We start from the raw sequence: 24,822 nt of genomic DNA on the forward strand, positions 1-24,822 counted from the left end.
TACCGAACACGGAAGTTAAGCTTCTCAGCGCCGATGGTAGTTGGGGGCTGTCCCCCTGTGAGAGTAGGACGTTGCCAGGCAAAATGAAGAACAACCTGATGAGGGTTGTTCTTTTTTTTGTCGAAATATAGATAATCCCTGGTGAGCAGTATAGGATGGCGATAGGTATATTTAAAAATGGAAAGTAATTTGACTATACCGGAAGGCATGTCGTCTAAACTGGATCCAAGCCAAAAACTCAACCCAACACCCACTCCCTAACTCCTCCTATACCCAATTACAGACAAATATCCCCAAACATTTTATTACCACCAGGTTTCACAATGGCGAGATTTGGAGAAAATCATTAGTATCTGATTGTTGAAACTTCAAACGCTTTTCAGTATAATTAATGTCAAATATAGTCAAAGTCAGAAACACCAGCTAATCAATAATTTAAATAAAATCAAGCAAAAGGAGGTGAATCCTGGCAGCGGCAAAATATTGAAATAAAAATCAAATAAGCTGCAGCCAGTTGGGAAGATGAGAAACATCTCCGACATTATTGAAAATTATTTAAAAGCAGTGTTAGAAAAAAGCGAACAAGACCTCGTTGAAATTAAACGAAGTGAAATTGCAGATAAATTTCAATGTGTACCATCACAAATAAATTACGTAATTAATACCCGGTTTACAATAGAAAGAGGATATATTGTTGAGAGTAAACGTGGCGGTGGTGGGTATATAAGAATTACAAAAGTACAATCCCACGAATTTGCCGATCTAATCCATCATTTGATCTCACTTGTAGAGGAACGAATCAGCCAGGCAAGTGCTGAAGATGTTATTCTCAGACTTGTACATGAAGAAATTATTACAAATCGAGAAGCAAAAATCATGTTAAGTGTAATTGATCGTTCCGTTTTATATATTGAACTTCCGTACCGTGACGAGTTGCGGGCAAGAATGTTAAAGGCAATGCTAACTACCTTAAAATATAAATAATGATACTAGCTGGAGGGGTGATGAGTATGATTTGCCAGGAATGTAATCAAAGGCCTGCAGCACTCCACTTCACAAAAATTATTAATGGTGAAAAAACAGAGGTTCATCTTTGTGAGAAATGTGCACAGGAAAAAGGAAATATGTTTATGTTAAATGGAGGCTCAAGTTTTGCCTTTAATAATTTATTAGCGGGATTGCTGAATATTGATCCTTCCTATCAAAAACAGGAAAAGAGCCCATTTCATCAGGAGGAAATTCTTCAATGCAGCCATTGCTCTATGACGTTTCCACAATTCTTAAAAATTGGGCGCTTCGGATGTGCGCATTGTTATGAAACCTTTAAGGACCAGCTAAAGCCTGTTTTAAAACGTCTTCACAGCGGAAACTGGTCCCATAGTGGAAAGATCCCAAAAAGAATCGGTGGTGGCATTCATCTTCGAAAGCAAATCGACGAATTAAAAAATGAATTAAGAGATTTGATTACTCATGAAGAGTTTGAAAAAGCAGCAGAGGTACGTGATGAGATTCGTAAACTTGAAAAACAGTTAACGGGCAGTCAGGGGGGAGGGGAATAAAATGCCGCTTGAACGATTTATTAACCAAGCCCTTAGTTCATGGATGAGGCAGGAAGTGCCTGATTCAGATATAGTACTTAGTTCGCGAATTCGGTTAGCTCGAAACTTTGAGGAATATAAATTTCCGACATTATTTTCGCATGAAGAGGCAAAAGAGATTATTGCCAATATAGAGGAAGTTTTAAATAAGGCAGATATCACAAAGTTTGGGCAAATGGAATTAATAAAGATCAATGACCTTCAGCCACTTCAAAAATTAGTTTTAGTTGAAAAACATTTAATCAGTCCTCTTCTTGCGGAAGATTCACCCTATGGAGCTGTTCTTTTAACCGAAAATGAAGAAGTTAGTATTATGGTTAATGAAGAGGATCATATTCGTATTCAATGCCTGTTCCCCGGTTTGCAGCTAAAAGAAGCGCTTGAAGCAGCGAATGAAATTGATGACTGGCTTGAAAGCCGGATTCAATATGCATTTGATGAAAAACATGGTTATTTAACAAGCTGTCCCACAAATGTGGGAACCGGTCTCCGTGCTTCCGTCATGATGCATTTGCCAGGACTAATCCTAACGCAGCAAATGAATCGGATTATCCCGGCGATTAATCAATTAGGTCTTGTCGTTAGAGGGATTTATGGAGAGGGCAGTGAAGCATTAGGAAATATTTTTCAAATATCCAATCAAATTACTCTTGGGAAATCAGAAGAAGATATCTGCCGTGATTTAAAGGGGGTTGTTAGTCAGTTAATTTCACAAGAAAGGTCGGCTCGTGAAGCATTACGCAAAACTTCAAACATACAATTAGAAGACAGGGTATTCAGATCGTTCGGCGTATTATCCAATAGCCGAATTATCGAATCGAAGGAAGCTGCGAAATGTTTATCCGACGTACAGCTTGGAATTGATATGGGATATATCACGAATATGCCAAAAAATATGTTAACAGAATTAATGATTTCAACCCAGCCGGGATTCTTGCAGCAATATGCTGGCGGGCCACTAAGGCCGCATGAAAGGGATATAAGGCGTGCAGCTTTAATTCGGGAACGAATAAAAATGGAAACCGATAAAAGGTGAGGAGGAAGAGAATATGATGTTCGGACGTTTTACAGAAAGAGCTCAAAAGGTATTAGCGTTAGCCCAAGAGGAAGCAATCCGTCTTGGCCATAATAATATTGGGACAGAGCATATTTTATTAGGTCTGGTTCGTGAAGGGGAAGGGATTGCAGCAAAAGCTCTTTATGGACTTGGATTAGGCTCTGATAAAATTCAAAAAGAAGTTGAAAACTTAATTGGCAAAGGGCAGGAAGTTCCTCAAACCATTCACTATACACCAAGAGCAAAAAAAGTAATTGAATTATCAATGGATGAGGCGAGAAAGCTTGGCCATTCATACGTTGGAACGGAACATATTCTTCTTGGTCTCATTCGTGAAGGTGAAGGAGTTGCGGCACGGGTTCTTAATAATTTAGGTGTCAGCCTAAATAAAGCACGCCAGCAAGTGTTGCAATTACTGGGCAGCAATGAGTCAGGCGGTCATCAGGGTGGTGCTTCTGCCAGCGCCAATACCCCAACATTAGACAGTCTTGCTAGAGATTTAACGGCAATCGCAAGGGAAGGAAGCCTTGACCCAGTGATTGGCCGAAGTAAAGAAATCCAGCGTGTTATTGAGGTATTAAGCCGCCGGACAAAAAATAACCCAGTTTTAATCGGGGAACCTGGTGTTGGTAAAACCGCAATAGCGGAAGGGCTTGCCCAGCAAATTGTTAATAATGAAGTTCCTGAGATTCTTCGGGATAAACGGGTCATGACGTTAGATATGGGAACGGTTGTTGCCGGTACAAAGTATCGCGGTGAATTTGAGGACCGTTTGAAAAAGGTAATGGATGAAATTCGCCAAGCAGGAAATATCATTCTATTTATTGATGAACTACACACATTAATTGGAGCCGGTGGTGCTGAAGGCGCTATTGACGCCTCCAATATTTTAAAACCTTCCCTTGCACGCGGAGAGCTTCAGTGTATCGGTGCAACGACTCTTGATGAGTACCGTAAATACATTGAAAAGGATGCAGCCTTAGAGCGACGTTTCCAACCGATTCGTGTCGATGAACCGACAGCAGAAGAATCGATTCAAATTTTACAAGGATTGCGTGATCGCTACGAGGCACATCATCGTGTATCAATTACAGATGAAGCAATTGAAGCAGCTGTAAAATTATCGGATCGTTATATTTCTGATCGCTTCCTGCCGGATAAGGCGATTGACTTGATTGATGAAGCGGGTTCGAAAGTACGCTTACGTTCCTATACGACTCCTCCAAACTTAAAAGAACTAGAAGTAAAGCTTGAGGATGTCCGAAAGGAAAAAGATGCTGCAGTACAAAGCCAAGAATTTGAAAAAGCGGCATCTTTAAGGGATACAGAGCAGCGTTTGCGTGAACAGCTCGAGGAAACGAAAAAAACATGGAAAGAAAAGCAAGGAAAAGAAAATAATGAGGTTACTGTTGAAGATATCGCGAACGTCGTTTCCAGCTGGACGGGAGTTCCGGTCTCAAGACTGGCTCAAACTGAAACAGAAAAGCTTCTTAATTTAGAGGAAATTTTACATTCTCGCGTAATTGGCCAGGAAGAAGCTGTTAAGGCAGTTTCGAAAGCAGTCCGTCGTGCACGGGCAGGATTAAAAGATCCAAAACGCCCAATCGGCTCCTTTGTTTTCCTTGGACCTACTGGTGTCGGGAAAACGGAGTTGGCACGAGCGCTTGCAGAAGCAATGTTTGGTGATGAAGAGGCAATGATTCGGATTGATATGTCCGAATACATGGAGAAGCACTCCACTTCCCGCCTTGTCGGTTCCCCTCCAGGATATGTCGGCTATGAGGAAGGCGGACAATTAACGGAAAAAGTAAGAAGAAAACCTTATTCGGTTATTTTGCTGGATGAAATCGAAAAGGCACATCCTGATGTTTTCAATATCCTCTTGCAGGTTCTTGAAGATGGACGCTTAACCGACTCAAAAGGAAGAACGGTTGATTTCCGTAATACCGTCTTGATCATGACCTCAAACGTGGGTGCCGAGGCATTGAAACGTAATAAATATGTCGGCTTTAATATCCAGGATGGTGAGCAGGATTACAAAGACATGAAAGGGAAAGTCATGGAAGAGTTGAAAAAGGCCTTCCGTCCAGAGTTCTTGAACCGGATTGATGAAATCATTGTCTTCCATGCTTTAGAAAGAAAGCATCTGCAGGAAATTGTTACATTATTATCTGAGCAGCTGACAAAACGTTTAAAAGAGCAAAATATCGAGCTTGAGTTAACAGAGGCAGCAAAGGATAAGATATGCTTGGAAGGGTATGATCCGGAATATGGGGCAAGACCACTGCGCCGTGCCATTCAGAAGCATATTGAAGATCGTCTATCTGAAGAGTTGCTAAGAGGTACATTGTTAACAGGACAAAATGTTATCATTGATGTAGCTGACGGTGAATTTATTGTAAGGACGGCGGAAAAAACTAGTCTGGCAAAATAAATTCATAAAAGAGTACAATCTAAAAACACAAGTAGAGGTACACGTGAATATCGTTGATCGTGTGCCTCTTTATTTTTACATATTTATCCAATCGTTCATTTGTTGTACAATAAAAGTGTAGATCACTTAAAGGCAAAAGAGGTAAGAAGTTATGGTAAAGCGAAAAACTAAGTTCATGTGTCAGGAATGTGGATATGAATCTCCCAAATGGATGGGGAAATGCCCGGGATGCGGTCAGTGGAATAAGATGGTCGAAGAGGTAGAGGTAACTGGTGGAAATCGAAGAGGAGCCTTTGCACATGCCCAAGGCGGTGCTGCGATTCTATCGAAAGCTACGCCGATTACTTCCATTGAAACAGGCAGTGAACCAAGAATTTTAACCAATTTGAGTGAGCTTAACCGAGTACTCGGCGGTGGAATTGTCAGGGGTTCCCTGGTCCTGATTGGCGGTGATCCAGGTATTGGTAAATCCACACTTCTTTTGCAGGTATCATCGCAGCTTGCCCATAATGGGAATAAAGTTTTATACATATCCGGTGAAGAATCGCTAAGGCAGACCAAGCTTCGTGCCGAGCGATTAGGGGTAACCTCTGAAAATTTATTTGTGTATTCGGAAACCAGCCTAGAGGAAATTAACCGTACGATTGAAGCTGCGAATCCGGCCTTTGTCATTATTGATTCGATTCAAACCATCTACCATCCCGAGGTTACTTCAGCCCCGGGCAGCGTTTCACAGGTCCGTGAATGTACTGCCGAGTTAATGAGGATTGGAAAGACGAAGGGAATTGCGATTTTTATTGTCGGGCATGTAACAAAAGAAGGCTCGATTGCCGGTCCAAGATTATTAGAGCACATGGTTGACACCGTTTTATATTTTGAAGGGGAACGGCATCATACGTACCGGATTTTGCGAGCCGTAAAAAACCGGTTTGGCTCCACGAATGAAATGGGAATTTTTGAAATGAAAGAGGCTGGCCTTGAGGAAGTAGCGAACCCTTCGGAAATTTTTCTAGAAGAGCGTTCAAGGGGCGCGGCCGGTTCAACGGTTGTCGCTTCTATGGAGGGGACACGGCCAGTATTAGTGGAAATCCAAGCACTTATTTCTCCTACAAGCTTTGGGAATCCAAGAAGAATGGCCACTGGAATCGACCATAACCGGGTTCCGCTTTTAATGGCTGTATTGGAAAAGCGTGTCGGCATGCTGCTCGCCAATCAGGATGCCTATTTAAAGGTGGCTGGCGGAGTGAAGCTGGATGAACCGGCGATCGACTTAGCGATTGCGGTCAGCATTGCTTCAAGTTTTCGTGATCAACCGACAAGACCAACGGACTGTATTATTGGGGAAGTAGGGTTAACCGGTGAGGTCAGAAGGGTATCAAGAATTGAGCAGCGTGTTCAAGAGGCAGCAAAGCTTGGATTTGAACGAGTGATTTTACCTGCAAATAATTTAAGCGGATGGACAGGACCAAAAGAGATTCAATTAATTGGGGTTTCATCTGTAAGTGAAGCCCTTAAAGCAGCGTTGGGAGGGTAGTAGATGGAAATTAAAAGGCTTGGTGAGCAATCTGTAAGTGAAATATTACCATTTATTGCACCAGGAACACCCCTTCGTGAAGGAATCGATAATGTGCTTCGGGCTAACACCGGGGGACTGATTGTAGTTGGTTATAATGATAAGGTGAAAGGTCTTGTGGATGGCGGTTTTCAAGTGAACTGTCCATTTTCACCAAGCTTTTTATATGAACTTGCAAAGATGGATGGCGCGATTATTCTAAATGAATTGGGCACGAAAATACTCTTTGCGAATGCCCACCTTACTCCAGACTCTACGGTGCCCTCCTCAGAAACAGGGATGCGCCACCGGACTGCTGAACGGGTAGCCAAACAAACAAAAGCACTTGTGATTGCAATTTCCCAAAGAAGAAATGTCATTACTCTTTATCAAGGGAATTTCCGCTATGCCCTTAGGGATATCGGTGTGATTTTAACGAAGGCCAATCAAGCAGTACAAACGCTTGAAAAATATAAGGCTGTCTTAGAAGAAAGTATTACAAACTTAAGCATTTTAGAGTTTGAGGAATCTGTTACCTATACTGACTTTTTACTGGTTCTTCATCGGTTTGAGATGGTGTTAAAAATAAAAAATGAATTACTGACTTATTTAAATGAACTCGGAACAGAGGGAAGGCTGATCCGTCTGCAAATCAATGAAATTTTAACGGAGCTAGAAGAGGAAATGATGTTAATCCTTAAGGATTATGCATTTGACCGGGAGATGAAAGCGCAGGAGGTCCTCGGCCGATTGCAGGTCTTGGCGAATCATGAAATCATGGAAGATATGGTATTATTAAAAATGATGGGCTATCAAGGATATGTACACCTTGATGAAAATAAAAACCCAAGGGGATACCGGATCCTAAATAAAATTCCGCGGCTGCCGGCAGTAATTGTAGAAAATCTTGTAACTCGTTTTGGTACGCTCCCTAAAATTATTTTTGCAACAGTAGAGGAGCTCGATGATGTGGAGGGAATTGGAGAAGTACGTGCCAAGAAGATTAAAGAGGGTCTGAGATTGTTAAAAGAACGTTTGTATACAGAGAGACAGCTTTAAAAGGAATATATTTCAAAATGGTTACAATTTGGAAAAATAATCATGAAACGAAGGTTTCAAATTGATGAAAATGTTTATAATGAAATAGAGGAGGTGAAGGAATGTTAAAACGAATTGTTCAAGCTTGCTTCCTCATTACCGGAGGTACGCTTGGAATCTTATTAATCCCTGAATTACTTAAATTAATTAATATGAATGACATTCCGATTGTCGGTAACTCATATGTCACTGCTATTATAGGTGCAATTATTTTTTATCTTATTACCTTTTGGGCAGTTGATTACGTACATGAATTTATTAAATGGACTGAGGATTCTTTAATTAAAATCCCGGTAACGGATGTACTTTTCGGCAGTATTGGTTTAATTTTTGGATTATTGGTGGCCTTTTTAATTGGCTTTGCCCTAAATGCAGTAAAGGTACCAATTTTGAATGCTGTCGCTCCCATTCTACTTACCTTATTATTTGGTTATCTCGGCTTTCAAGTTGGGTTTAAGAAAAGAGATGAGTTACTAAATCTTTTTACAAACCGAATTGGAAAGAAAAAATCAGGTGAAGAAGAACCCGAAAAGGCAGCGATCCAGCAATTAAAAATTCTCGATACTAGCGTTATTATTGATGGACGGGTTGCTGATATTTGCCAGACAGGATTTTTGGAAGGAACAATTGTCATTCCCCAATTTGTGCTTGAAGAGCTCCAGCATATTGCTGATTCATCCGATGTTTTAAAACGCAATCGCGGCCGGAGAGGCTTGGATATTCTCAATCGTATTCAAAAAGAGCTTGCGATAAAGGTTGAGATTTACGAGGGAGACTTTGAAGAAATTCAAGAGGTAGACAGCAAATTGGTCAAGCTTGCCAAGCTGACTAACGGCATCCTTGTGACTAATGATTTTAATCTAAACAAGGTTTGTGAATTACAGAACGTAACGGTGTTAAATATCAATGATTTGGCGAATGCGGTCAAACCAGTTGTTCTTCCGGGTGAGGAATTAACGGTGCAGGTTATTAAGGACGGAAAAGAATACCATCAGGGAGTTGCCTACCTTGATGACGGGACCATGATTGTGGTCGAAGAAGGAAGAGAGTATATCGGAAAAAGAATTGAGGTTCTTGTTACTAGTGTACTGCAAACATCTGCGGGCAGGATGATTTTTGCGAAACCGAAATTATTAGAAAAGGCTTTGTAACAAGAAAAGCCAAAGTACTTTGGTCAGGCGCTTGAATTATCGCTAAAAAAAGCGGAGTAAGTTAGAGAGAATTGGGGTTATAAGATGGGCTACCAGGTCATTCTCCCGGCAGCAGGTCAGGGAAAAAGAATGGGTGCAGGGAAAAATAAGCTGTTGCTTGAGTTAAACGCTATTCCTGTGTTGATCCATACATTAAGGGTGTTCGAAGAGGACGAAAAATGTGATGGCATGATATTAGCGATTCATCCCCATGATGAAGCTGAATTTAATTTCTTGCTTAAACAATATCAGATTGAGAAAGTAAAAGGCCTGGTACCGGGTGGAAAAGAGCGTCAGCACAGTATCCATCATGCATTGAAAACAGTGAAGGACGGCGAAATGATTCTTGTTCATGATGCCGCCCGCCCCTTTATCAGAAAAGAACATATTCACCGTCTGATAGAGGCAGCGGAAGAAACTGGTGCGGCGATTATTGGCGTACCGGCAAAAGACACGATGAAAACAGTACGCAATCAAACGGTGCTGGGAACAGTCGAACGATCTAGCTTGTGGGCAGTACAAACCCCACAAGCTTTTCGCATGTCCATTTTGCTTGAGGCATATGAAAATGCAGAAAGGGAAAACTTTCTAGGGACTGATGATGCAAGCTTAGTGGAGCGAATCCCCCACCCCGTTACAGTGGTGGAAGGAGATTATGATAATATTAAGCTGACAACACCGGAGGATTTATTTTTTGCTGAAGCAATATTGAAAAAAAGAAAAGGGAGTTTTTAAAGATGTTTCGAATTGGACAAGGCTTTGATGTTCACCAATTAACGGAAGGACGCCCGCTTATTATCGGAGGTATAAAAATCCCTTACGAAAAAGGGCTGTTGGGCCATTCTGATGCCGATGTATTATTACATACCGTTTCGGATGCCTGTCTTGGCGCAATTGGAGAAGGGGACATCGGAAGGCACTTTCCGGATACCGATCCAAATTTTAAGGATGCTGATTCTGCTAAGTTGATGGAGCACGTATGGAAGCTCGTGAAAGAAAAAGGCTATGAGCTCGTGAATGCCGATTGCACTATTATTGCGCAAAAGCCAAAAATGGCTCCTTATATTGAGCAGATGAAAGGGCGGATTGCTGAATTACTTGAAGCAGCACCGGACCAGGTCAATGTAAAAGCTACCACTACAGAAAAACTCGGCTTTACCGGAAGAGAAGAGGGAATAGCAGCGCAGGCAGTTGTGTTATTAAAGAAAATAAATGCTTAATCTTTATACTTTACAGTGGTAAAATATCAGGTGAAAACAATTCCAAAAGTGGAGGGCACTATATATCATGTCAAATGAAGTTCGTGTAAGGTATGCTCCAAGTCCAACCGGACATTTACATATTGGAAATGCTCGTACTGCGTTATTTAATTATTTGTTTGCACGCAATAAGGGCGGGAAATTTATTATCCGGATTGAGGATACTGATAAAAAGCGGAACATTGCTGGTGGAGAAGAAAGCCAATTAAAATATTTAAAATGGCTCGGAATGGATTGGGACGAAAGTGTTGATATTGGCGGTGAATATGGTCCATACCGTCAATCGGAACGAAATGATATTTATGAAGTCTATTACAAGCAATTATTAGAAAGCGGTAAAGCTTATAAATGCTACTGCACCGAAGAAGAGTTAGAGGCTGAACGTGAAGGACAGATTGCTAGAGGAGAAAATCCTCAATATTCAGGAAAGTGCCGCCATTTAACAGCGGAACAGCGCAGCCAGCTTGAGGGCGAAGGCCGTCAGCCAAGCATCCGTATTGCGGTTCCCCAAGGAAAAACCTATACATTTGATGATATGGTAAAAGGGGTTGTATCTTTCGAATCCGAAGGAATCAGCGACTATGTAATCGTGAAAAAGGACGGAACTCCAACCTATAATTTTGCCGTTGCGGTAGATGATCATTTAATGGAAATCTCTCATGTTTTACGTGGGGATGACCATATTTCAAATACCCCGAAACAGCTCGTAGTGTATGAAGCATTAGGCTGGGAGCCGCCAATATTCGGACATATGACTTTAATCGTCAATGAGAGTCGAAGAAAATTAAGTAAGCGCGATGAATCGATTATTCAATTTATTGAGCAATATGAGGATTTAGGTTATTTGCCGGAGGCATTATTTAATTTTATTACATTGCTCGGCTGGTCACCTGCAGGGGAAGAAGAAATTTATTCGAAAGCGGAATTTATTGAATTGTTTGATGCAGAACGTCTTTCCAAATCACCTGCATTATTTGACAAGCAAAAACTTGCTTGGATGAACAATCAGTACATGAAAAAGGTGGAGCTTGACCGCGTTTATCAACTTGCGGTTCCACATTTAATCAAAGCAGGACGTTTGCCAGAAAAAATGACGGAGGCCGAGCAGCAATGGGCTAAAAGTCTCGTTGCTCTTTTCCAAGAAAAAATGAGCTTTGGTGCAGAAATCGTCGAGCTAACCGAGTTATTTTTCAAGGATGAGGCAGAATATGAAGAAGAGGCAAAAGAGATTCTTTCCGGTGAATCGGTTCCGGAAGTGTTGAAGGCATTTTCCCATGAACTTGACCAGCTTCCAAGCTTTGAAGCAAATGGAATTAAAGCTGCAATGAAAGCTGTTCAAAAGTCAACAGGGCAAAAAGGGAAAAATCTTTTTATGCCGATTCGTGCGGCCGTAACGGGTCAAACACATGGACCGGATTTGCCGCAGGCGATTGAACTTTTAGGAAAAGAAAAAGTTCAAGCAAGAATTAATAAAATTATCAGTTAACAATTGAAATAAAAAAATAATATAGTAAAATTAAATAAATTCCATATGTATTAAAGTGAAGAAGAGGATAAGTAAAAAAATGATGTTTTAAAGAGAGAACCATCACCGGCTGAAAGTGGTTCAGGCCGCTCATTTTTTGAAATGCACCTCTGAGCCCCATTTCGAAAAGGATGACTCCAGAGTAGATATGGGCGGAACCTATCCGTTAACAGGTAGAGTGAGACCAATATATAGTTTTGGTCTAATCAGAGTGGAACCGCGCTTAAGCGTCTCTGTCGTATAGACAGGGACGCTTTTTTATATTAATGGGGAATTTTGGGCTGTGTTTTCAAAAAAGGGGGGAAACCATCATGTTTAAAACATTTAAAGAGGACGTTGAGGTTATATTTGAACAGGATCCTGCGGCACGAAGTTATTTTGAAGTGGTATTAACGTATTCCGGTTTACATGCCATTTGGGCACATCGAATTGCTCATGCCTTCTATAAGCGGAAATTTTATTTTATCGCGAGGGTGATTTCTCAGGTCAGCCGTTTTTTTACCGGAATTGAAATTCACCCGGGGGCAAAAATAGGCAGAAGATTTTTTATTGACCATGGCATGGGTGTCGTCATTGGGGAAACCTGTGAAATAGGGGATAACGTAACAGTTTTCCAAGGGGTAACGCTTGGCGGAACAGGGAAAGAAAAGGGAAAACGTCATCCAACTATTAAGGACAACGCCTTGATCGCTACAGGGGCTAAGGTACTTGGATCGATTACAGTTGGGGAAAATTCAAAAATTGGCGCCGGCTCTGTTGTTTTAAAAGAGGTGCCGCCCAATTCTACCGTTGTAGGTGTTCCAGGCAGGGTAGTGATTCAGAACGGAAAACGAATTAATAAGGACTTCAACCACTGCGATCTGCCAGATCCAATTGCGGATCGGTTATCGGAAATGCAAAACGAGATCAATCGGTTACAGCACCATCTAGATGAGCTAGAAGATGAAGGGAGCAAGCTTAATGACCATTCAGTTATATAATACACTTACACGAAAAAAGGAAATGTTCGTTCCGTTAGAAGAAGGAAAGGTAAAAATGTATGTCTGCGGTCCAACGGTCTATAATTATATTCATATAGGCAATGCACGTCCGGCTATTGTATTTGATACCGTCCGCCGTTATTTGGAATACCGGGGCTTTGAGGTGAAATACGTATCAAACTTTACTGATGTTGATGATAAGCTGATTCGTGCAGCCAATCAATTAGGTGAAGATGTTCCGACAATTGCCAATCGCTTCATCCATGCCTATTTTGAGGATGTATCTGCATTAGGCTGCCAAAAAGCCGATGTTCATCCGCGTGTAATGGAAAATATGGATATTATTATCGACTTTATCAGCCAATTAATTGAAAAAGGTTATGCCTATGAGTCAGAGGGGGATGTTTACTTCCGGACAAGAAAGTTTGATGAATATGGTAAACTATCACATCAATCAATTGATGAGCTTCGGGTAGGAGCAAGAATTGAGGTTGGCGAAAAGAAACAGGATGATCTTGACTTTGCTCTATGGAAAGCAGCAAAGGAAGGAGAAATCTTCTGGGAAAGTCCGTGGGGAATCGGCAGACCAGGCTGGCATATTGAGTGCTCGGCAATGGCGAAAAAGTATTTGGGAGAAACCATTGACATCCATGCCGGCGGACAGGATTTAACCTTCCCACATCATGAAAATGAAATTGCCCAATCGGAAGCACTTTCCGGAAAAACATTTGCAAATTACTGGATGCATAATGGCTATATTAATATTGATAATGAAAAAATGTCAAAATCACTTGGCAATTTTGTGTTAGTCCATGACATCATTAAAAAGCATAACCCGCAGGTATTACGATTCTTTATGTTGTCTGTTCATTACCGCAATCCAATCAATTATAGCGAGGAATTATTAGAAAGTACGAAGGCGGCATTCGAAAGGTTGACCACCTCCTACCAAAATTTAAAGCATCGCAAAGAGGCAAGTACAGACTTAACCAATAATAATCAGGAATGGCTTGAAAAAATAGAAGAATTACGCGGCCAATTTATAAAGGACATGGATGATGATTTTAACACGGCCAATGCCATTTCAGTTCTTTTCGAGCTTTCAAAATTGGCGAACTATTATTTACTCGAAAAAAATACAGCCAAGATTGTAATCGATGAATTTATCAACGAATTTGAGCAATTGTTCCATGTTTTAGGTTTAACACTTGAAAAAGAAGAAATGTTGGACGAAGAAATTGATGCCTTACTTGAAAAACGAATTCAAGCCCGCAAGGATCGTAATTTCCAATTAGCAGACCAAATTCGGGATCAGCTAAAAGCAATGAATATTATTTTAGAAGATACACCTCAGGGTACACGCTGGAAAAGAGGATAATTGATGCTTGATTATGAGAATCATGTGGATGCAAAACAATTAAATAGTTTGGCACTTGCTTACATGGGTGATGCAGTATTTGAAATTTATGTACGGCGTCACCTGCTGCAAAGCGGGAAAGTAAGGCCTAACCAGTTACATCATGCCGGGACGAAATATGTTTCCGCAAAAGCACAATGCCAAATTTTGTTTCAAATGATGGATGACCACCTTCTTACGGAAGAAGAAACAACTGTCATCATGCGGGGACGAAATGCAAAGTCAGGAACCGTCCCCAAAAATACAGATGTCCAAACGTACCGTTACAGCACGGCGTTTGAAGCATTGATGGGACATCTATATTTAACCGGAGAACTAAACCGGTTAGAGGAACTTATTCAAAAAGCATTTACCTATGTAGACGAAAAGAAAGGAGGAACAACAGGATGACCCAAGAATATATCATCGGAAAAAATCCAGTCATTGAAGCATTAAAGTCAGAGCGCGATATCAATAAGATTCTCATTGCCGAGGGTTCCCAGCGAGGGCAAATGCAGCAAATTACCCAGCTTGCTAAAGAGGGAAATGTGATTGTTCAATTTGTCCCAAAGAAAAAAATTGATCAAATTACAGATCAGAATCATCAGGGGGTCCTTGCGTATGTGGCAGCCTACCAATATGCAGAAATGGATGATTTATTTGCTGCCGCAGAAAAGAAAAATGAACCTCCTTTCTTTTTATTATTAGATGAAATTGAAGACCCGCATAACCTTGGTTCCATTATGAGAACGGCTGATGCGGTAGGGGCTCATGGCATTATTATTCCAAAGCGAAGAGCCGTTGGATTAACCGCGACAGTGGCAAAAGCCTCGACTGGAGCGATTGAATATATACCTGTTGTCCGTGTGACAAATATGGCTCGTACCATTGATGAATTAAAGGAACGGGGCGTATGGATTGCCGGAACAGATGCTAAAGGGAAAGAGGATTACCGCCAATTTGATGGGACGCTTCCACTTGGCCTCGTGATTGGTAGTGAGGGAAAAGGTATGGGCAGGCTTGTGCGCGATAAATGTGACTTTTTAATTCATTTGCCAATGGCTGGAAAGGTTACATCCTTGAATGCATCCGTTGCAGCGTCATTGCTCATGTATGAGGTATTCCGAAAAAGGCACCCGCTTGAGGGATAGAAATGGATATCCTGCTTGTCGATGGCTATAACATTATCGGTGCCTGGCCCGATTTAAGGGATCTAAAGGAACGTGATTTACCTGCCGCACGGGATCGTTTGGTGGAAAAAATGGCAGAATACCAAGCCTTTTCCGGTTACCGTGTGGTCGTGGTTTTTGATGCCCAGTATGTTCAAGGCACCGAGAAAAAATATAAAAATCATAAAGTTGAAGTGATTTTTACAAAGAAAAATGAAACAGCGGATGAACGGATTGAGAAATTAGCGATTAGCCTAAATAATCGAAAAACGCAAATTCACGTGGCCACATCTGATTTTACAGAACAATGGGCGATCTTTGGACAAGGGGCACTAAGGAAATCTGCTAGGGAATTATTGATTGAGATGTCTTCTATTGAAAAAGGCATAGAAAAGAGGGTAAAGAAAATTCAAGAGAAACGGCCTGCTGCAAAGATTCAAATCAGTGACGAAATGGCAGAAATTTTTGAAAAATGGCGCAGGGGAGAAAAGTAAGAATTGACGGTCGAAAAAACCATCATGTATACTTAAATTATCTATGCTTGTTCGGTGGAGGGGGATCTAGTGAGTACAGACTTCGGGATAAAAATCAACGAACAATTTTTTTCAATGGAAGATGAGGGAATTGTGGATCTAGTGCACCAGGGTGAAAGTGAAGCGTTGGATTATTTAATCCACAAGTATCGAAATTTTGTACGGGCAAAAGCAAGATCCTACTTTTTAATTGGGGCAGATAAGGAAGATATTGTCCAGGAGGGTATGATCGGGCTGTATAAGGCGATACGTGATTTTCGGGAGGACAAGCTCACTTCATTTAAAGCGTTTGCAGAGCTTTGTATTACCCGGCAAATTATTACGGCAATAAAAACAGCGACAAGACAAAAGCATATTCCGCTAAATTCATATGTCTCATTGGACAAGCCTATTTATGATGAAGAATCAGACCGAACATTAATGGATATTCTATCTGGGGCAAAAGTGCTTGATCCGGAGGAGTTAATCATTAATCAAGAAGAATTTGATCATATTGAGGTAAAAATGACAGAATTATTGAGTGATTTAGAAAGGAAGGTTCTGGCGCTCTACCTTGATGGACAATCCTATCAGGAGATATCTGAGGAACTCAACCGCCATGTTAAATCAATCGATAATGCGTTGCAGCGTGTAAAGCGAAAGCTTGAAAGATACCTTGAAATCCGGGAGTTTTCCTTGTAATTTATAACTAGTATAAATATGGAATTTATGTGAATGCGTTCCCAACTGTTATTGACATATAGTATGTACCATGTTACATTTTTAAGGATATAATAGTAGGACAATTGAAGGTGTCAAACATGAGTAAAAAGGTTATCCTAGCCTGTGTTGACTGTGGTTCAAGGAATTATTCGACAATCGGCAAGCAGGAAAAATCCGAGAGATTAGAATTGAAAAAATTCTGCAAAACTTGTAATTCGCATACATTACACCGTGAGACAAAGTAATTTTAATATAGTTAGTAGGCAATCCCGATTTTGGAGGTTACAGAATGCAGCGCATAAAGAAGTTCTTCAGTGATGTTGTCCGCGAGATGAGAAAGGTTAGCTGGCCAAAACGCGGTGAATTAACGAGATACACAGTTACTGTTTTATCTACCGTTGTGTTTGTTGCGCTTTTCTTTGAAGTAATAGATTTAGGAATTTCTAAATTGATTCGTTTAATTCTTGAATAATAGATGTTATTTCATGGTATAATGGTGATTAATACAGGAAATTTTTATGCAAAGCCCGTTTAACGGGTTTTTTATTTTGATAAAAATACAGGGAGGGACGGACACTAGTCCTCTTAAATGGAAAAGAATTGGTATGTTGTTCATACTTACTCAGGCTATGAAAATAAAGTAAAAGCCAATCTGGAAAAACGCGTTGAATCAATGGGGATGGCGGATAAAATTTTCCGAGTAGTTGTACCTGAGGAAGAAGAAACCGAAATTAAAAATGGTAAAAAGAAAGTCGTAAAACGAAAAGTTTTCCCTGGATATGTACTAGTTGAAATTGTTATGACAGATGATTCTTGGTACGTCGTACGGAATACTCCTGGAGTAACTGGATTCGTTGGCTCTGCCGGTTCAGGTTCAAAACCGACACCGCTTCTTCCGGAAGAGGTGACGGTATTACTGAAACGCATGGGAGTAGAAGAAAAACGTTTGGATGTGGATTTTGAAATTGGTGAAACCGTACGCGTAAAAGAAGGCCCATTTGCTAACTTTACCGGTACTGTAGAAGAAATGGACAAGGATAAAGCTAAGCTTAAAGTACTTGTTAATATGTTTGGCCGTGATACGCCTGTAGAGTTAGATTTTACGCAAATTGATAAGCTCTAAAAAGAAAAATTGATTGATATTGTAAAAAAACTTGAAATCAATTATAAAAAATGTTAATATTTCATAGGTCAGTATGTCTCGATTTTTGAGACAAGACTTTGTCAAGTTCTTTATCTTTATATAAAGACAGATGCCTTGAGTGGGAGGGTAAATACCCTATTACCACATCACGGACTTTAAGGAGGTGTGTCTCGTGGCTAAAAAAGTAATTAAAGTTGTTAAATTGCAAATCCCTGCTGGTAAAGCGAATCCTGCACCACCAGTTGGTCCTGCACTAGGTCAAGCCGGTGTTAATATCATGGGATTCTGTAAGGAATTTAACGCTCGTACAGCTGATCAAGCTGGATTAATTATTCCTGTTGAAATTACGGTGTTTGAAGACCGTTCATTTACATTTATTACGAAAACTCCTCCTGCTGCCGTTCTTTTGAAAGTAGCAGCTGGAATCCAGTCTGGTTCTGGTGAACCAAACCGTAATAAAGTAGCAACAGTTAAGCGTAACACAGTACGCGAGATTGCGGAACAGAAAATGCCTGACCTTAACGCAGCTAGCGTTGAAGCAGCAATGCGCATGGTTGAAGGTACTGCACGCAGCATGGGAATCGTTATCGAAGATTAATCCATGTAAACTGTTGATGATGTAATGAGGGGGTTGCGAAGTTCTAAAATATTCGCAACCTTTTTCGTGGGAGTTATTCAACGTTAAAACCACAATTTAGGAGGAAAAACAAAATGGCTAAAAAAGGTAAAAAGTATCTAGAAGCTGTGAAGCTTGTAGATCGCACAAAAGCTTACCCAGTTGCAGAAGCAATTGAACTTGCAAAGAAGACAAACACTGCAAAATTTGACGCAACTCTTGAAGTTGCATTCCGCTTAGGCGTTGATCCTAAGAAAGCTGACCAACAAATCCGTGGCGCAGTTGTACTTCCAAACGGTACTGGTAAAACTCAACGCGTTTTAGTATTCGCGAAGGGTGAAAAAGTGAAAGAAGCAGAAGCAGCTGGCGCTGATTATGTTGGCGATTCAGAATACATCAACAAAATCCAACAAGGTTGGTTTGAATTTGATGTAATCGTCGCAACTCCAGACATGATGGGTGAAGTTGGTAAACTTGGTCGTGTATTAGGACCTAAAGGTTTAATGCCAAACCCTAAAACTGGTACAGTTACATTTGATGTAACAAAAGCAATTAATGAAATTAAAGCAGGTAAAGTTGAATACCGTGTTGACAAAGCTGGTAATATCCACGTGCCAATCGGTAAAGCTTCTTTTGAAGATGGAAAACTTGTTGAAAACTTCAAAACTATTTTCGACACAATGATGAAAGTTAAGCCTGCTGCTGCAAAAGGTACTTACATGAAGAACGTAACTGTTACTTCAACAATGGGACCTGGCGTAAAGGTTGATCCTTCTTCAGTTGCAGCAAAATAATTTTTGTTGACAAATAATTATAGGTTTAATATAATATATTTTGTTGTTTAAATTAAAAACATTTGTACTGTAGACAGCAGGGACGCAATATGCGTTTAATAATCCTGCCGAGGTAATGCGATAAATTGGCTGAAACGCTTCAGCTTTATGCTGCCTCCATGTCTTTGTCTGATATGGAGGTTTTTATCTGCCTGGTATAAATGTAGATAACTACAGGAGGTGTAAAGATGAGCAGTGCAATCGAATCAAAGAAATTAATCGTTGATGAAATCGCTGATAAATTAAAAGCCAGCAAATCTACGATTGTTGTTGACTACCGTGGTCTTACTGTTGCTGAAGTAACTGAACTTCGTAAGCAACTTCGCGAAGCTGGTGTCGATTTCAAAGTTTACAAAAACTCAATGGCTCGCCGTGCGGCTGATGCTGTTGAACTTTCAGGTTTAAACGAAGCTCTAACAGGTCCAAACGCAATTGCGTTCAGTACCGAAGATGTTGTAGCTCCTGCTAAAATCCTTAATGATTTTGCAAAAAAACATGAGGCTCTTGAAATTAAAGCAGGTGTAATTGAAGGAAGCATCGCTACAGTTGAAGAGGTTAAAGCTCTTGCTGAACTACCTTCACGCGAAGGCTTACTTTCTATGCTACTTTCCGTACTACAAGCTCCAATCCGCAATCTTGCTCTTGCTGCAAAAGCAGTTGCAGATCAAAAAGAAGAACAAGGCGCGTAAGTTAATCTAAAAGCGTAATTAATAAATTGAATGAAAACTAAGGAGGAAATTTAAAATGACTAAAGAACAAATCATTGAAGCAGTTAAATCTATGACTGTTTTAGAACTTAACGATCTAGTAAAAGCAATCGAAGAAGAATTCGGCGTAACTGCTGCTGCTCCTGTAGCTATGGTTGGCGGAGCTGGTGCTGCTGCTGTTGAAGAAAAAACTGAATTTGATGTAATCCTAGCTAGCGCTGGCGATCAAAAAATCAAAGTTATTAAAGTTGTTCGTGAAATCACTGGTCTTGGTCTTAAAGAAGCAAAAGACCTTGTTGATAACACTCCAAAGCCAGTTAAAGAAGGCGTATCTAAAGAAGATGCTGAAGCAATCAAAGCTAAGCTTGATGAAGTTGGAGCGAACGTTGAAGTTAAGTAATTTTTCTATAAAAAAGCTCGCTGTATAGCGGGCTTTTTTTGGCTTATTTTTAAAATCCTCGTTTTTCTTCAATATCATTCTCCAGGGAGGAATTGTCTTTTGTCTGAGCACTACTATTCTCGTACCCAAAAAGTTGAAAGTGATCCGAAGTACTGGGATTTTACATTAAAAAATCACCGATTTCGCTTTAAAACGGATAATGGTGTTTTTTCAAAGCGGGAAGTGGACTTTGGCTCGCGTATATTAATTGAGGCGTTTGAAATGCCTGATGTCGAAGGCTCCATTTTAGATGTTGGCTGTGGCTATGGGCCGATCGGTCTCACTATGGCACTAACTTACCCTGAGCGAATGGTTCATATGGTTGATGTAAATGAGCGGGCAATTGAATTAGCAAAAGAAAATGCCGTGCTTAATCGAATTGAAAATGTTGTAATTTTTGAAAGTGATCGGTTGATGGGGGTTAAGACAAGTGATTTTGCTGTTGTTTTAACGAATCCTCCGATTCGAGCCGGAAAACAGGTTGTTCACGACATTTTTGAACAGAGCCACGAGTACCTCGCATCTGGCGGCGAGCTCTGGGTAGTGATACAAAAGAAACAAGGAGCACCGTCAGCGATAGAAAAATTAAAAGAACTATTTTCTGAGGTAGAGACGGTTGACAAATCAAAAGGTTATTTTGTTATTAAGGCTAAAAAGTAGTTGACTCTAATATGCCACTATGTTAGCATTATAAAATGCCATCATAATATTTTCCGAATTATTCCTGAAAACAATTGATTTTACTGTATAAAAATGGATAAAGACGGAAATGATGACAAAATAATAGTCAAAATGTGAAAATGTGGTTTTTATGTAAAACCCTTTTTCTTTTTGTCTGATGAGAAGGAGTTTATTTCTTCTTAAAAGACGTTAATACATTTTTATTATAACGCTTGATTTGAGGGGTGAATCAGTTGACAGGTCAACTAGTTCAGTATGGACGACACCGGAAGCGGAGGAGTTACGCGCGAATCAGTGAAGTTTTAGAATTACCAAATCTTATTGAAATCCAAACCTCTTCATATCAATGGTTTCTTGATGAGGGGTTGCGTGAAATGTTCCAGGATATTTCACCGATTGAAGACTTTACTGGTAACCTATCTCTAGAATTTATTGATTACAGCCTTGGCGATCCAAAGTATTCTGTTGAAGAATCAAAAGAACGGGACGTTACATATTCAGCGCCATTACGTGTAAAAGTACGTCTTGTGAACAAAGAAACAGGCGAAGTAAAAGACCAAGATGTTTTTATGGGCGATTTCCCGCTCATGACAGAAACAGGTACGTTTGTCATCAATGGTGCTGAACGTGTTATTGTTTCTCAGTTAGTACGTTCACCGAGCGTATATTTCAGTGGGAAAGTTGATAAAAACGGAAAAAGAGGATTTACAGCAACGGTAATTCCGAACCGCGGCGCTTGGCTTGAGTATGAAACAGATGCCAAAGATGTCGTATATGTAAGAATAGATCGTACTCGGAAACTGCCCGTTACGGTTCTTTTGCGTGCACTTGGCTTCGGCTCTGATCAAGAAATCATTGAATTGATTGGGGACAACGAGTATATTCGCAATACGCTGGAGAAGGACAATACCGAGGGCGTAGATAAAGCCCTTTTGGAAATTTATGAACGTCTGCGTCCAGGTGAACCACCGACAGTTGAAAATGCAAAAAGTTTATTAGTTTCCCGTTTCTTTGACCCTAAGCGATACGATTTAGCTAATGTTGGTCGTTATAAGATCAATAAAAAGCTTCATATTAAAAACCGCTTATTCAATCAACGTTTAGCAGAATCCCTTGTGGATCCTGAAACTGGTGAAATTATTGCAGAAAAAGGGACGTTACTTGACCGCAGAAATCTTGATCGGATTATTCCTGCGCTTGAAAAAAATATTAACTTTAACAGCTATAATCCATCGGGCGGCGTAGTAGAGGATGATATCATTCTTCAGGGAATTAAAATTTATGCCCCTAATGATGAAAATGAAAAAGTCATCAACGTATTAGGTAATGCCTATGTTGCTGAACCGATTAAGAATATCACTCCTGCGGATATTATTGCGTCCATCAGCTATTTCTTTGATTTGCTACATGGTGTGGGAGATACAGATGATATTGATCATCTAGGAAACAGACGTTTACGCTCTGTTGGTGAATTATTGCAAAACCAATTCCGAATTGGATTATCCCGGATGGAGCGCGTTGTTCGCGAAAGAATGTCTATTCAAGATACAGCAACAATCACACCGCAGCAGCTGATTAATATTCGTCCTGTTATTGCGTCGATTAAAGAGTTCTTCGGAAGTTCGCAATTATCGCAATTCATGGATCAAACGAACCCGCTGGCAGAGTTAACACATAAACGCCGTTTATCAGCCTTAGGACCTGGTGGATTAACGCGTGAACGTGCTGGAATGGAAGTGCGTGACGTTCACTACTCCCACTATGGCCGTATGTGTCCGATTGAAACACCAGAGGGTCCGAACATTGGTTTGATTAACTCATTATCATCTTATGCAAAAGTGAACCGTTTCGGATTTATTGAAACACCTTACCGCCGTGTTGATCCTGACACAGGAAAGGTAACAAGCCGAATTGACTATCTTACTGCAGATGAAGAAGATAACTATGTAGTTGCACAAGCGAATTCACGTTTAGGCGACGATGGTTCATTCCTTGATACGGATATCGTAGCTCGTTTCCGTGGTGAGAACACGGTTGTAAATCGTGACCGTATTGATTATATGGATGTATCACCAAAACAGGTTGTATCTGCAGCAACTGCGTGTATTCCATTCCTTGAAAATGATGACTCAAACCGTGCCTTAATGGGTGCGAACATGCAACGTCAAGCAGTACCGCTTATGCAGCCGGAAGCTCCTCGTGTTGGAACCGGTATGGAATATGTATCAGGTAAAGACTCAGGTGCAGCGGTTATTTGTAAGCAGGATGGAATTGTCGAACATGTAGAAGCCCGCGAAGTTTGGGTTCGTGAAATTAAAGAAGTAGATGGCCAAGAGGTAAAAGGCGATCTAAAAAAATACAGATTATTAAAGTTTATACGTTCTAACCAAGGTACTTGCTACAACCAGCGTCCAATTGTTGCAGTAGGCAACCGTGTGAAAAAGGGAGAAATTCTTGCTGATGGTCCTTCAATGGAATTAGGGGAATTAGCTCTTGGACGTAACGTTCTCGTTGCGTTTATGACGTGGGATGGTTATAACTATGAAGATGCGATTATCATGAGTGAACGTCTTGTAAAAGATGATGTTTATACGTCTATTCATATTGAAGAGTATGAATCTGAATCTCGTGATACAAAGCTTGGACCAGAGGAAATTACCCGTGATATTCCGAATGTTGGGGAAGATGCCCTTCGTAATCTGGATGAGCGCGGTATTATCCGTACAGGTGCAGAGGTAAAAGATGGTGATCTTCTTGTTGGTAAAGTTACACCAAAAGGGGTTACCGAACTAACGGCTGAAGAAAGACTCTTACATGCTATTTTTGGTGAAAAGGCCCGTGAAGTCCGCGATACTTCATTACGAGTACCACATGGCGGCGGAGGAATCGTCCACGATGTTAAAGTCTTTAACCGTGAAGACGGAGACGAACTTCCACCGGGAGTAAACCAGCTTGTTCGTGTTTATATCGTACAGAAGCGTAAGATTCACCAAGGTGATAAAATGGCGGGACGCCACGGAAATAAAGGGGTTATCTCAAGGATTTTACCTGAAGAAGACATGCCTTATTTACCAGATGGCACACCGGTTGATATCATGTTAAACCCATTAGGGGTACCTTCTCGTATGAATATCGGGCAGGTGCTTGAGCTCCATCTGGGAATGGCTGCCAGATATTTAGATATTCATGTTGCAACTCCAGTATTTGACGGAGCGCGTGAAGAAGATGTATGGTCAACGATTGAAGAGGCAGGAATGGCACGAGATGCGAAAACCGTTCTTTACGATGGCCGTACAGGTGAACCATTTGACAACCGGGTTTCAGTTGGTGTCATGTATATGATTAAACTTGCCCACATGGTTGACGATAAATTGCATGCCCGTTCAACGGGACCTTACTCACTTGTTACTCAGCAGCCACTTGGCGGTAAAGCGCAATTTGGCGGACAGCGTTTTGGTGAGATGGAGGTTTGGGCTCTTGAAGCCTATGGTGCTGCTTATACGCTTCAAGAAATCCTTACTGTTAAATCAGACGACGTTGTCGGTCGTGTGAAAACATACGAAGCGATTGTAAAAGGTGAAAATGTTCCGGAGCCAGGCGTTCCAGAATCATTCAAGGTTTTAATAAAAGAGCTTCAAAGTCTTGGTATGGACGTGAAAATCCTTTCCGGTGATGAAGAAGAAATTGAAATGCGTGATTTGGAAGATGAGGACGACTTGCAGCAGGTCGATACATTAAATATAGTTCCTGAAGCCCAGAACCTTGAATCTGAAAAAGTTGGTTCAAAAGAGTAATTAGCTGCTAAAGCGCACTGTGCATTTAAACGCAAAATAGGAACAAGTCACACTTGTTCCTCTATGCGCTTTTAGTTTTTCTGAGCAATTAGGGTAAAACCTGGAGATCAAAAGG

The 24,822-nt window shown here is 40.7% G+C and carries 25 protein-coding genes, 1 rRNA gene and 2 other annotated features; all 26 genes read left to right on the plus strand.

The features are described 5' to 3' along the window. Window positions 1-80, plus strand: a 5S ribosomal RNA gene (rrf, locus tag ACFQZ9_RS29215); the annotation flags it as partial. A gap of 442 nt (window positions 81-522) precedes the next feature. Then, complete coding sequence (locus ACFQZ9_RS29220; RefSeq protein ID WP_026574058.1) at window positions 523-984, plus strand: CtsR family transcriptional regulator; 462 nt, start codon at window positions 523-525, stop codon at window positions 982-984. A 26-nt stretch (window positions 985-1,010) separates the two neighbouring features. Continuing rightward, window positions 1,011-1,559: a protein-arginine kinase activator protein McsA gene (gene mcsA / locus ACFQZ9_RS29225; protein WP_498946906.1), complete on the plus strand. Its 549-nt coding sequence runs from the start codon at window positions 1,011-1,013 to the stop codon at window positions 1,557-1,559. Between the two features lies 1 nt (window position 1,560). Continuing rightward, a complete protein-coding gene (mcsB, locus tag ACFQZ9_RS29230; RefSeq protein WP_498946854.1) occupies window positions 1,561-2,634 on the plus strand; it encodes a protein-arginine kinase McsB in 1,074 nt (357 codons plus the stop codon). 13 nt (window positions 2,635-2,647) lie between these two features. Continuing rightward, window positions 2,648-5,089 carry an ATP-dependent protease ATP-binding subunit ClpC gene (gene clpC, locus ACFQZ9_RS29235; RefSeq protein ID WP_198313630.1) on the plus strand — a complete coding sequence of 814 codons (2,442 nt, stop codon included), beginning with the start codon at window positions 2,648-2,650 and terminating at the stop codon, window positions 5,087-5,089. 151 nt (window positions 5,090-5,240) lie between these two features. Then, entirely contained in the window at window positions 5,241-6,623 is a 1,383-nt protein-coding gene (gene radA, locus ACFQZ9_RS29240; protein ID WP_198313629.1) for a DNA repair protein RadA, read from the plus strand. Between the two features lie 3 nt (window positions 6,624-6,626). Further along, complete coding sequence (gene disA / locus ACFQZ9_RS29245) at window positions 6,627-7,700, plus strand: DNA integrity scanning protein DisA (protein WP_498946855.1); 1,074 nt, start codon at window positions 6,627-6,629, stop codon at window positions 7,698-7,700. A gap of 101 nt (window positions 7,701-7,801) precedes the next feature. Beyond that, window positions 7,802-8,890: a PIN/TRAM domain-containing protein gene (locus ACFQZ9_RS29250; protein WP_198313627.1), complete on the plus strand. Its 1,089-nt coding sequence runs from the start codon at window positions 7,802-7,804 to the stop codon at window positions 8,888-8,890. 84 nt (window positions 8,891-8,974) lie between these two features. Continuing rightward, window positions 8,975-9,664 (plus strand): IspD/TarI family cytidylyltransferase, encoded by a 690-nt coding sequence (gene ispD / locus ACFQZ9_RS29255; RefSeq protein ID WP_498946856.1) that lies wholly within the window; start codon window positions 8,975-8,977, stop codon window positions 9,662-9,664. Between the two features lie 2 nt (window positions 9,665-9,666). Then, complete coding sequence (ispF, locus tag ACFQZ9_RS29260) at window positions 9,667-10,149, plus strand: 2-C-methyl-D-erythritol 2,4-cyclodiphosphate synthase (protein WP_133339252.1); 483 nt, start codon at window positions 9,667-9,669, stop codon at window positions 10,147-10,149. Between the two features lie 67 nt (window positions 10,150-10,216). Continuing rightward, complete coding sequence (gltX, locus tag ACFQZ9_RS29265) at window positions 10,217-11,674, plus strand: glutamate--tRNA ligase (protein WP_498946857.1); 1,458 nt, start codon at window positions 10,217-10,219, stop codon at window positions 11,672-11,674. A 49-nt stretch (window positions 11,675-11,723) separates the two neighbouring features. Further along, window positions 11,724-11,951, plus strand: a binding site (T-box leader). Window positions 11,952-12,024: 73 nt separating this feature from the next. Then, complete coding sequence (cysE, locus tag ACFQZ9_RS29270; protein ID WP_026574068.1) at window positions 12,025-12,693, plus strand: serine O-acetyltransferase; 669 nt, start codon at window positions 12,025-12,027, stop codon at window positions 12,691-12,693. Further along, on the plus strand, window positions 12,674-14,071 hold the full coding sequence (cysS, locus tag ACFQZ9_RS29275; protein WP_198313623.1) for a cysteine--tRNA ligase: 1,398 nt from the start codon (window positions 12,674-12,676) through the stop codon (window positions 14,069-14,071). Before cysE ends, cysS begins: the two co-directional genes overlap by 20 nt. A 3-nt stretch (window positions 14,072-14,074) precedes the next feature. Beyond that, entirely contained in the window at window positions 14,075-14,500 is a 426-nt protein-coding gene (locus tag ACFQZ9_RS29280; RefSeq protein ID WP_498946860.1) for a Mini-ribonuclease 3, read from the plus strand. Then, window positions 14,497-15,240, plus strand: coding sequence for a 23S rRNA (guanosine(2251)-2'-O)-methyltransferase RlmB (gene rlmB, locus ACFQZ9_RS29285; RefSeq protein WP_198313621.1), 744 nt, complete (start codon window positions 14,497-14,499; stop codon window positions 15,238-15,240). Before ACFQZ9_RS29280 ends, rlmB begins: the two co-directional genes overlap by 4 nt. Before the next feature lie 2 nt (window positions 15,241-15,242). Further along, the gene (locus ACFQZ9_RS29290; RefSeq protein ID WP_498946862.1) at window positions 15,243-15,752 is read left to right on the plus strand and encodes an NYN domain-containing protein; all 510 of its coding nucleotides are present in this window, start codon (window positions 15,243-15,245) and stop codon (window positions 15,750-15,752) included. 69 nt (window positions 15,753-15,821) lie between these two features. Further along, window positions 15,822-16,472 carry an RNA polymerase sporulation sigma factor SigH gene (sigH, locus tag ACFQZ9_RS29295; RefSeq protein ID WP_198313619.1) on the plus strand — a complete coding sequence of 217 codons (651 nt, stop codon included), beginning with the start codon at window positions 15,822-15,824 and terminating at the stop codon, window positions 16,470-16,472. A 119-nt stretch (window positions 16,473-16,591) separates the two neighbouring features. Further along, a complete protein-coding gene (gene rpmG, locus ACFQZ9_RS29300) occupies window positions 16,592-16,738 on the plus strand; it encodes a 50S ribosomal protein L33 (protein WP_081810729.1) in 147 nt (48 codons plus the stop codon). A gap of 44 nt (window positions 16,739-16,782) precedes the next feature. Beyond that, window positions 16,783-16,965 (plus strand): preprotein translocase subunit SecE, encoded by a 183-nt coding sequence (gene secE, locus ACFQZ9_RS29305; protein WP_026574074.1) that lies wholly within the window; start codon window positions 16,783-16,785, stop codon window positions 16,963-16,965. 117 nt (window positions 16,966-17,082) lie between these two features. After that, entirely contained in the window at window positions 17,083-17,616 is a 534-nt protein-coding gene (nusG, locus tag ACFQZ9_RS29310) for a transcription termination/antitermination protein NusG (RefSeq protein ID WP_026574075.1), read from the plus strand. Window positions 17,617-17,809: 193 nt separating this feature from the next. After that, on the plus strand, window positions 17,810-18,235 hold the full coding sequence (gene rplK / locus ACFQZ9_RS29315) for a 50S ribosomal protein L11 (RefSeq protein ID WP_026565509.1): 426 nt from the start codon (window positions 17,810-17,812) through the stop codon (window positions 18,233-18,235). Window positions 18,236-18,348: 113 nt separating this feature from the next. Then, the gene (gene rplA, locus ACFQZ9_RS29320) at window positions 18,349-19,047 is read left to right on the plus strand and encodes a 50S ribosomal protein L1 (protein WP_198313618.1); all 699 of its coding nucleotides are present in this window, start codon (window positions 18,349-18,351) and stop codon (window positions 19,045-19,047) included. A gap of 49 nt (window positions 19,048-19,096) precedes the next feature. Continuing rightward, window positions 19,097-19,242, plus strand: a sequence feature (ribosomal protein L10 leader region). Between the two features lie 32 nt (window positions 19,243-19,274). After that, window positions 19,275-19,775 (plus strand): 50S ribosomal protein L10, encoded by a 501-nt coding sequence (gene rplJ, locus ACFQZ9_RS29325; protein WP_198313617.1) that lies wholly within the window; start codon window positions 19,275-19,277, stop codon window positions 19,773-19,775. A gap of 55 nt (window positions 19,776-19,830) precedes the next feature. Next, window positions 19,831-20,193 (plus strand): 50S ribosomal protein L7/L12, encoded by a 363-nt coding sequence (rplL, locus tag ACFQZ9_RS29330; RefSeq protein ID WP_026574078.1) that lies wholly within the window; start codon window positions 19,831-19,833, stop codon window positions 20,191-20,193. 99 nt (window positions 20,194-20,292) lie between these two features. Then, window positions 20,293-20,892, plus strand: a complete 600-nt coding sequence (locus ACFQZ9_RS29335; protein ID WP_498946867.1) for a class I SAM-dependent methyltransferase — start codon at window positions 20,293-20,295, stop codon at window positions 20,890-20,892. Window positions 20,893-21,146: 254 nt separating this feature from the next. Next, window positions 21,147-24,707, plus strand: coding sequence for a DNA-directed RNA polymerase subunit beta (gene rpoB, locus ACFQZ9_RS29340; RefSeq protein ID WP_498946869.1), 3,561 nt, complete (start codon window positions 21,147-21,149; stop codon window positions 24,705-24,707). The last annotated feature ends 115 nt before the right edge of the window (window positions 24,708-24,822 follow it).

Source organism: Neobacillus sp. GCM10027624 (genome assembly GCF_042675345.1).
GTDB classification, from domain to species: Bacteria; Bacillota; Bacilli; order Bacillales; family Cytobacillaceae; genus Neobacillus; species Neobacillus cucumis_D.

What these genes read in the sequence shown, in the direction of transcription:
- ACFQZ9_RS29220 (WP_026574058.1), top strand. Translation starts at nt 523, where the DNA reads ATGAGAAACATCTCCGACATTATTGAAAATTATTTAAAAGCAGTGTTA.
- mcsA (WP_498946906.1), top strand. Translation starts at nt 1,011, where the DNA reads ATGATTTGCCAGGAATGTAATCAAAGGCCTGCAGCACTCCACTTCACA.
- mcsB (WP_498946854.1), top strand. Translation starts at nt 1,561, where the DNA reads ATGCCGCTTGAACGATTTATTAACCAAGCCCTTAGTTCATGGATGAGG.
- clpC (WP_198313630.1), top strand. Translation starts at nt 2,648, where the DNA reads ATGATGTTCGGACGTTTTACAGAAAGAGCTCAAAAGGTATTAGCGTTA.
- radA (WP_198313629.1), top strand. Translation starts at nt 5,241, where the DNA reads ATGGTAAAGCGAAAAACTAAGTTCATGTGTCAGGAATGTGGATATGAA.
- disA (WP_498946855.1), top strand. Translation starts at nt 6,627, where the DNA reads ATGGAAATTAAAAGGCTTGGTGAGCAATCTGTAAGTGAAATATTACCA.
- ACFQZ9_RS29250 (WP_198313627.1), top strand. Translation starts at nt 7,802, where the DNA reads ATGTTAAAACGAATTGTTCAAGCTTGCTTCCTCATTACCGGAGGTACG.
- ispD (WP_498946856.1), top strand. Translation starts at nt 8,975, where the DNA reads ATGGGCTACCAGGTCATTCTCCCGGCAGCAGGTCAGGGAAAAAGAATG.
- ispF (WP_133339252.1), top strand. Translation starts at nt 9,667, where the DNA reads ATGTTTCGAATTGGACAAGGCTTTGATGTTCACCAATTAACGGAAGGA.
- gltX (WP_498946857.1), top strand. Translation starts at nt 10,217, where the DNA reads ATGTCAAATGAAGTTCGTGTAAGGTATGCTCCAAGTCCAACCGGACAT.
- cysE (WP_026574068.1), top strand. Translation starts at nt 12,025, where the DNA reads ATGTTTAAAACATTTAAAGAGGACGTTGAGGTTATATTTGAACAGGAT.
- cysS (WP_198313623.1), top strand. Translation starts at nt 12,674, where the DNA reads ATGACCATTCAGTTATATAATACACTTACACGAAAAAAGGAAATGTTC.
- ACFQZ9_RS29280 (WP_498946860.1), top strand. Translation starts at nt 14,075, where the DNA reads ATGCTTGATTATGAGAATCATGTGGATGCAAAACAATTAAATAGTTTG.
- rlmB (WP_198313621.1), top strand. Translation starts at nt 14,497, where the DNA reads ATGACCCAAGAATATATCATCGGAAAAAATCCAGTCATTGAAGCATTA.
- ACFQZ9_RS29290 (WP_498946862.1), top strand. Translation starts at nt 15,243, where the DNA reads ATGGATATCCTGCTTGTCGATGGCTATAACATTATCGGTGCCTGGCCC.
- rpmG (WP_081810729.1), top strand. Translation starts at nt 16,592, where the DNA reads ATGAGTAAAAAGGTTATCCTAGCCTGTGTTGACTGTGGTTCAAGGAAT.
- secE (WP_026574074.1), top strand. Translation starts at nt 16,783, where the DNA reads ATGCAGCGCATAAAGAAGTTCTTCAGTGATGTTGTCCGCGAGATGAGA.
- nusG (WP_026574075.1), top strand. Translation starts at nt 17,083, where the DNA reads ATGGAAAAGAATTGGTATGTTGTTCATACTTACTCAGGCTATGAAAAT.
- rplA (WP_198313618.1), top strand. Translation starts at nt 18,349, where the DNA reads ATGGCTAAAAAAGGTAAAAAGTATCTAGAAGCTGTGAAGCTTGTAGAT.
- rplJ (WP_198313617.1), top strand. Translation starts at nt 19,275, where the DNA reads ATGAGCAGTGCAATCGAATCAAAGAAATTAATCGTTGATGAAATCGCT.
- rplL (WP_026574078.1), top strand. Translation starts at nt 19,831, where the DNA reads ATGACTAAAGAACAAATCATTGAAGCAGTTAAATCTATGACTGTTTTA.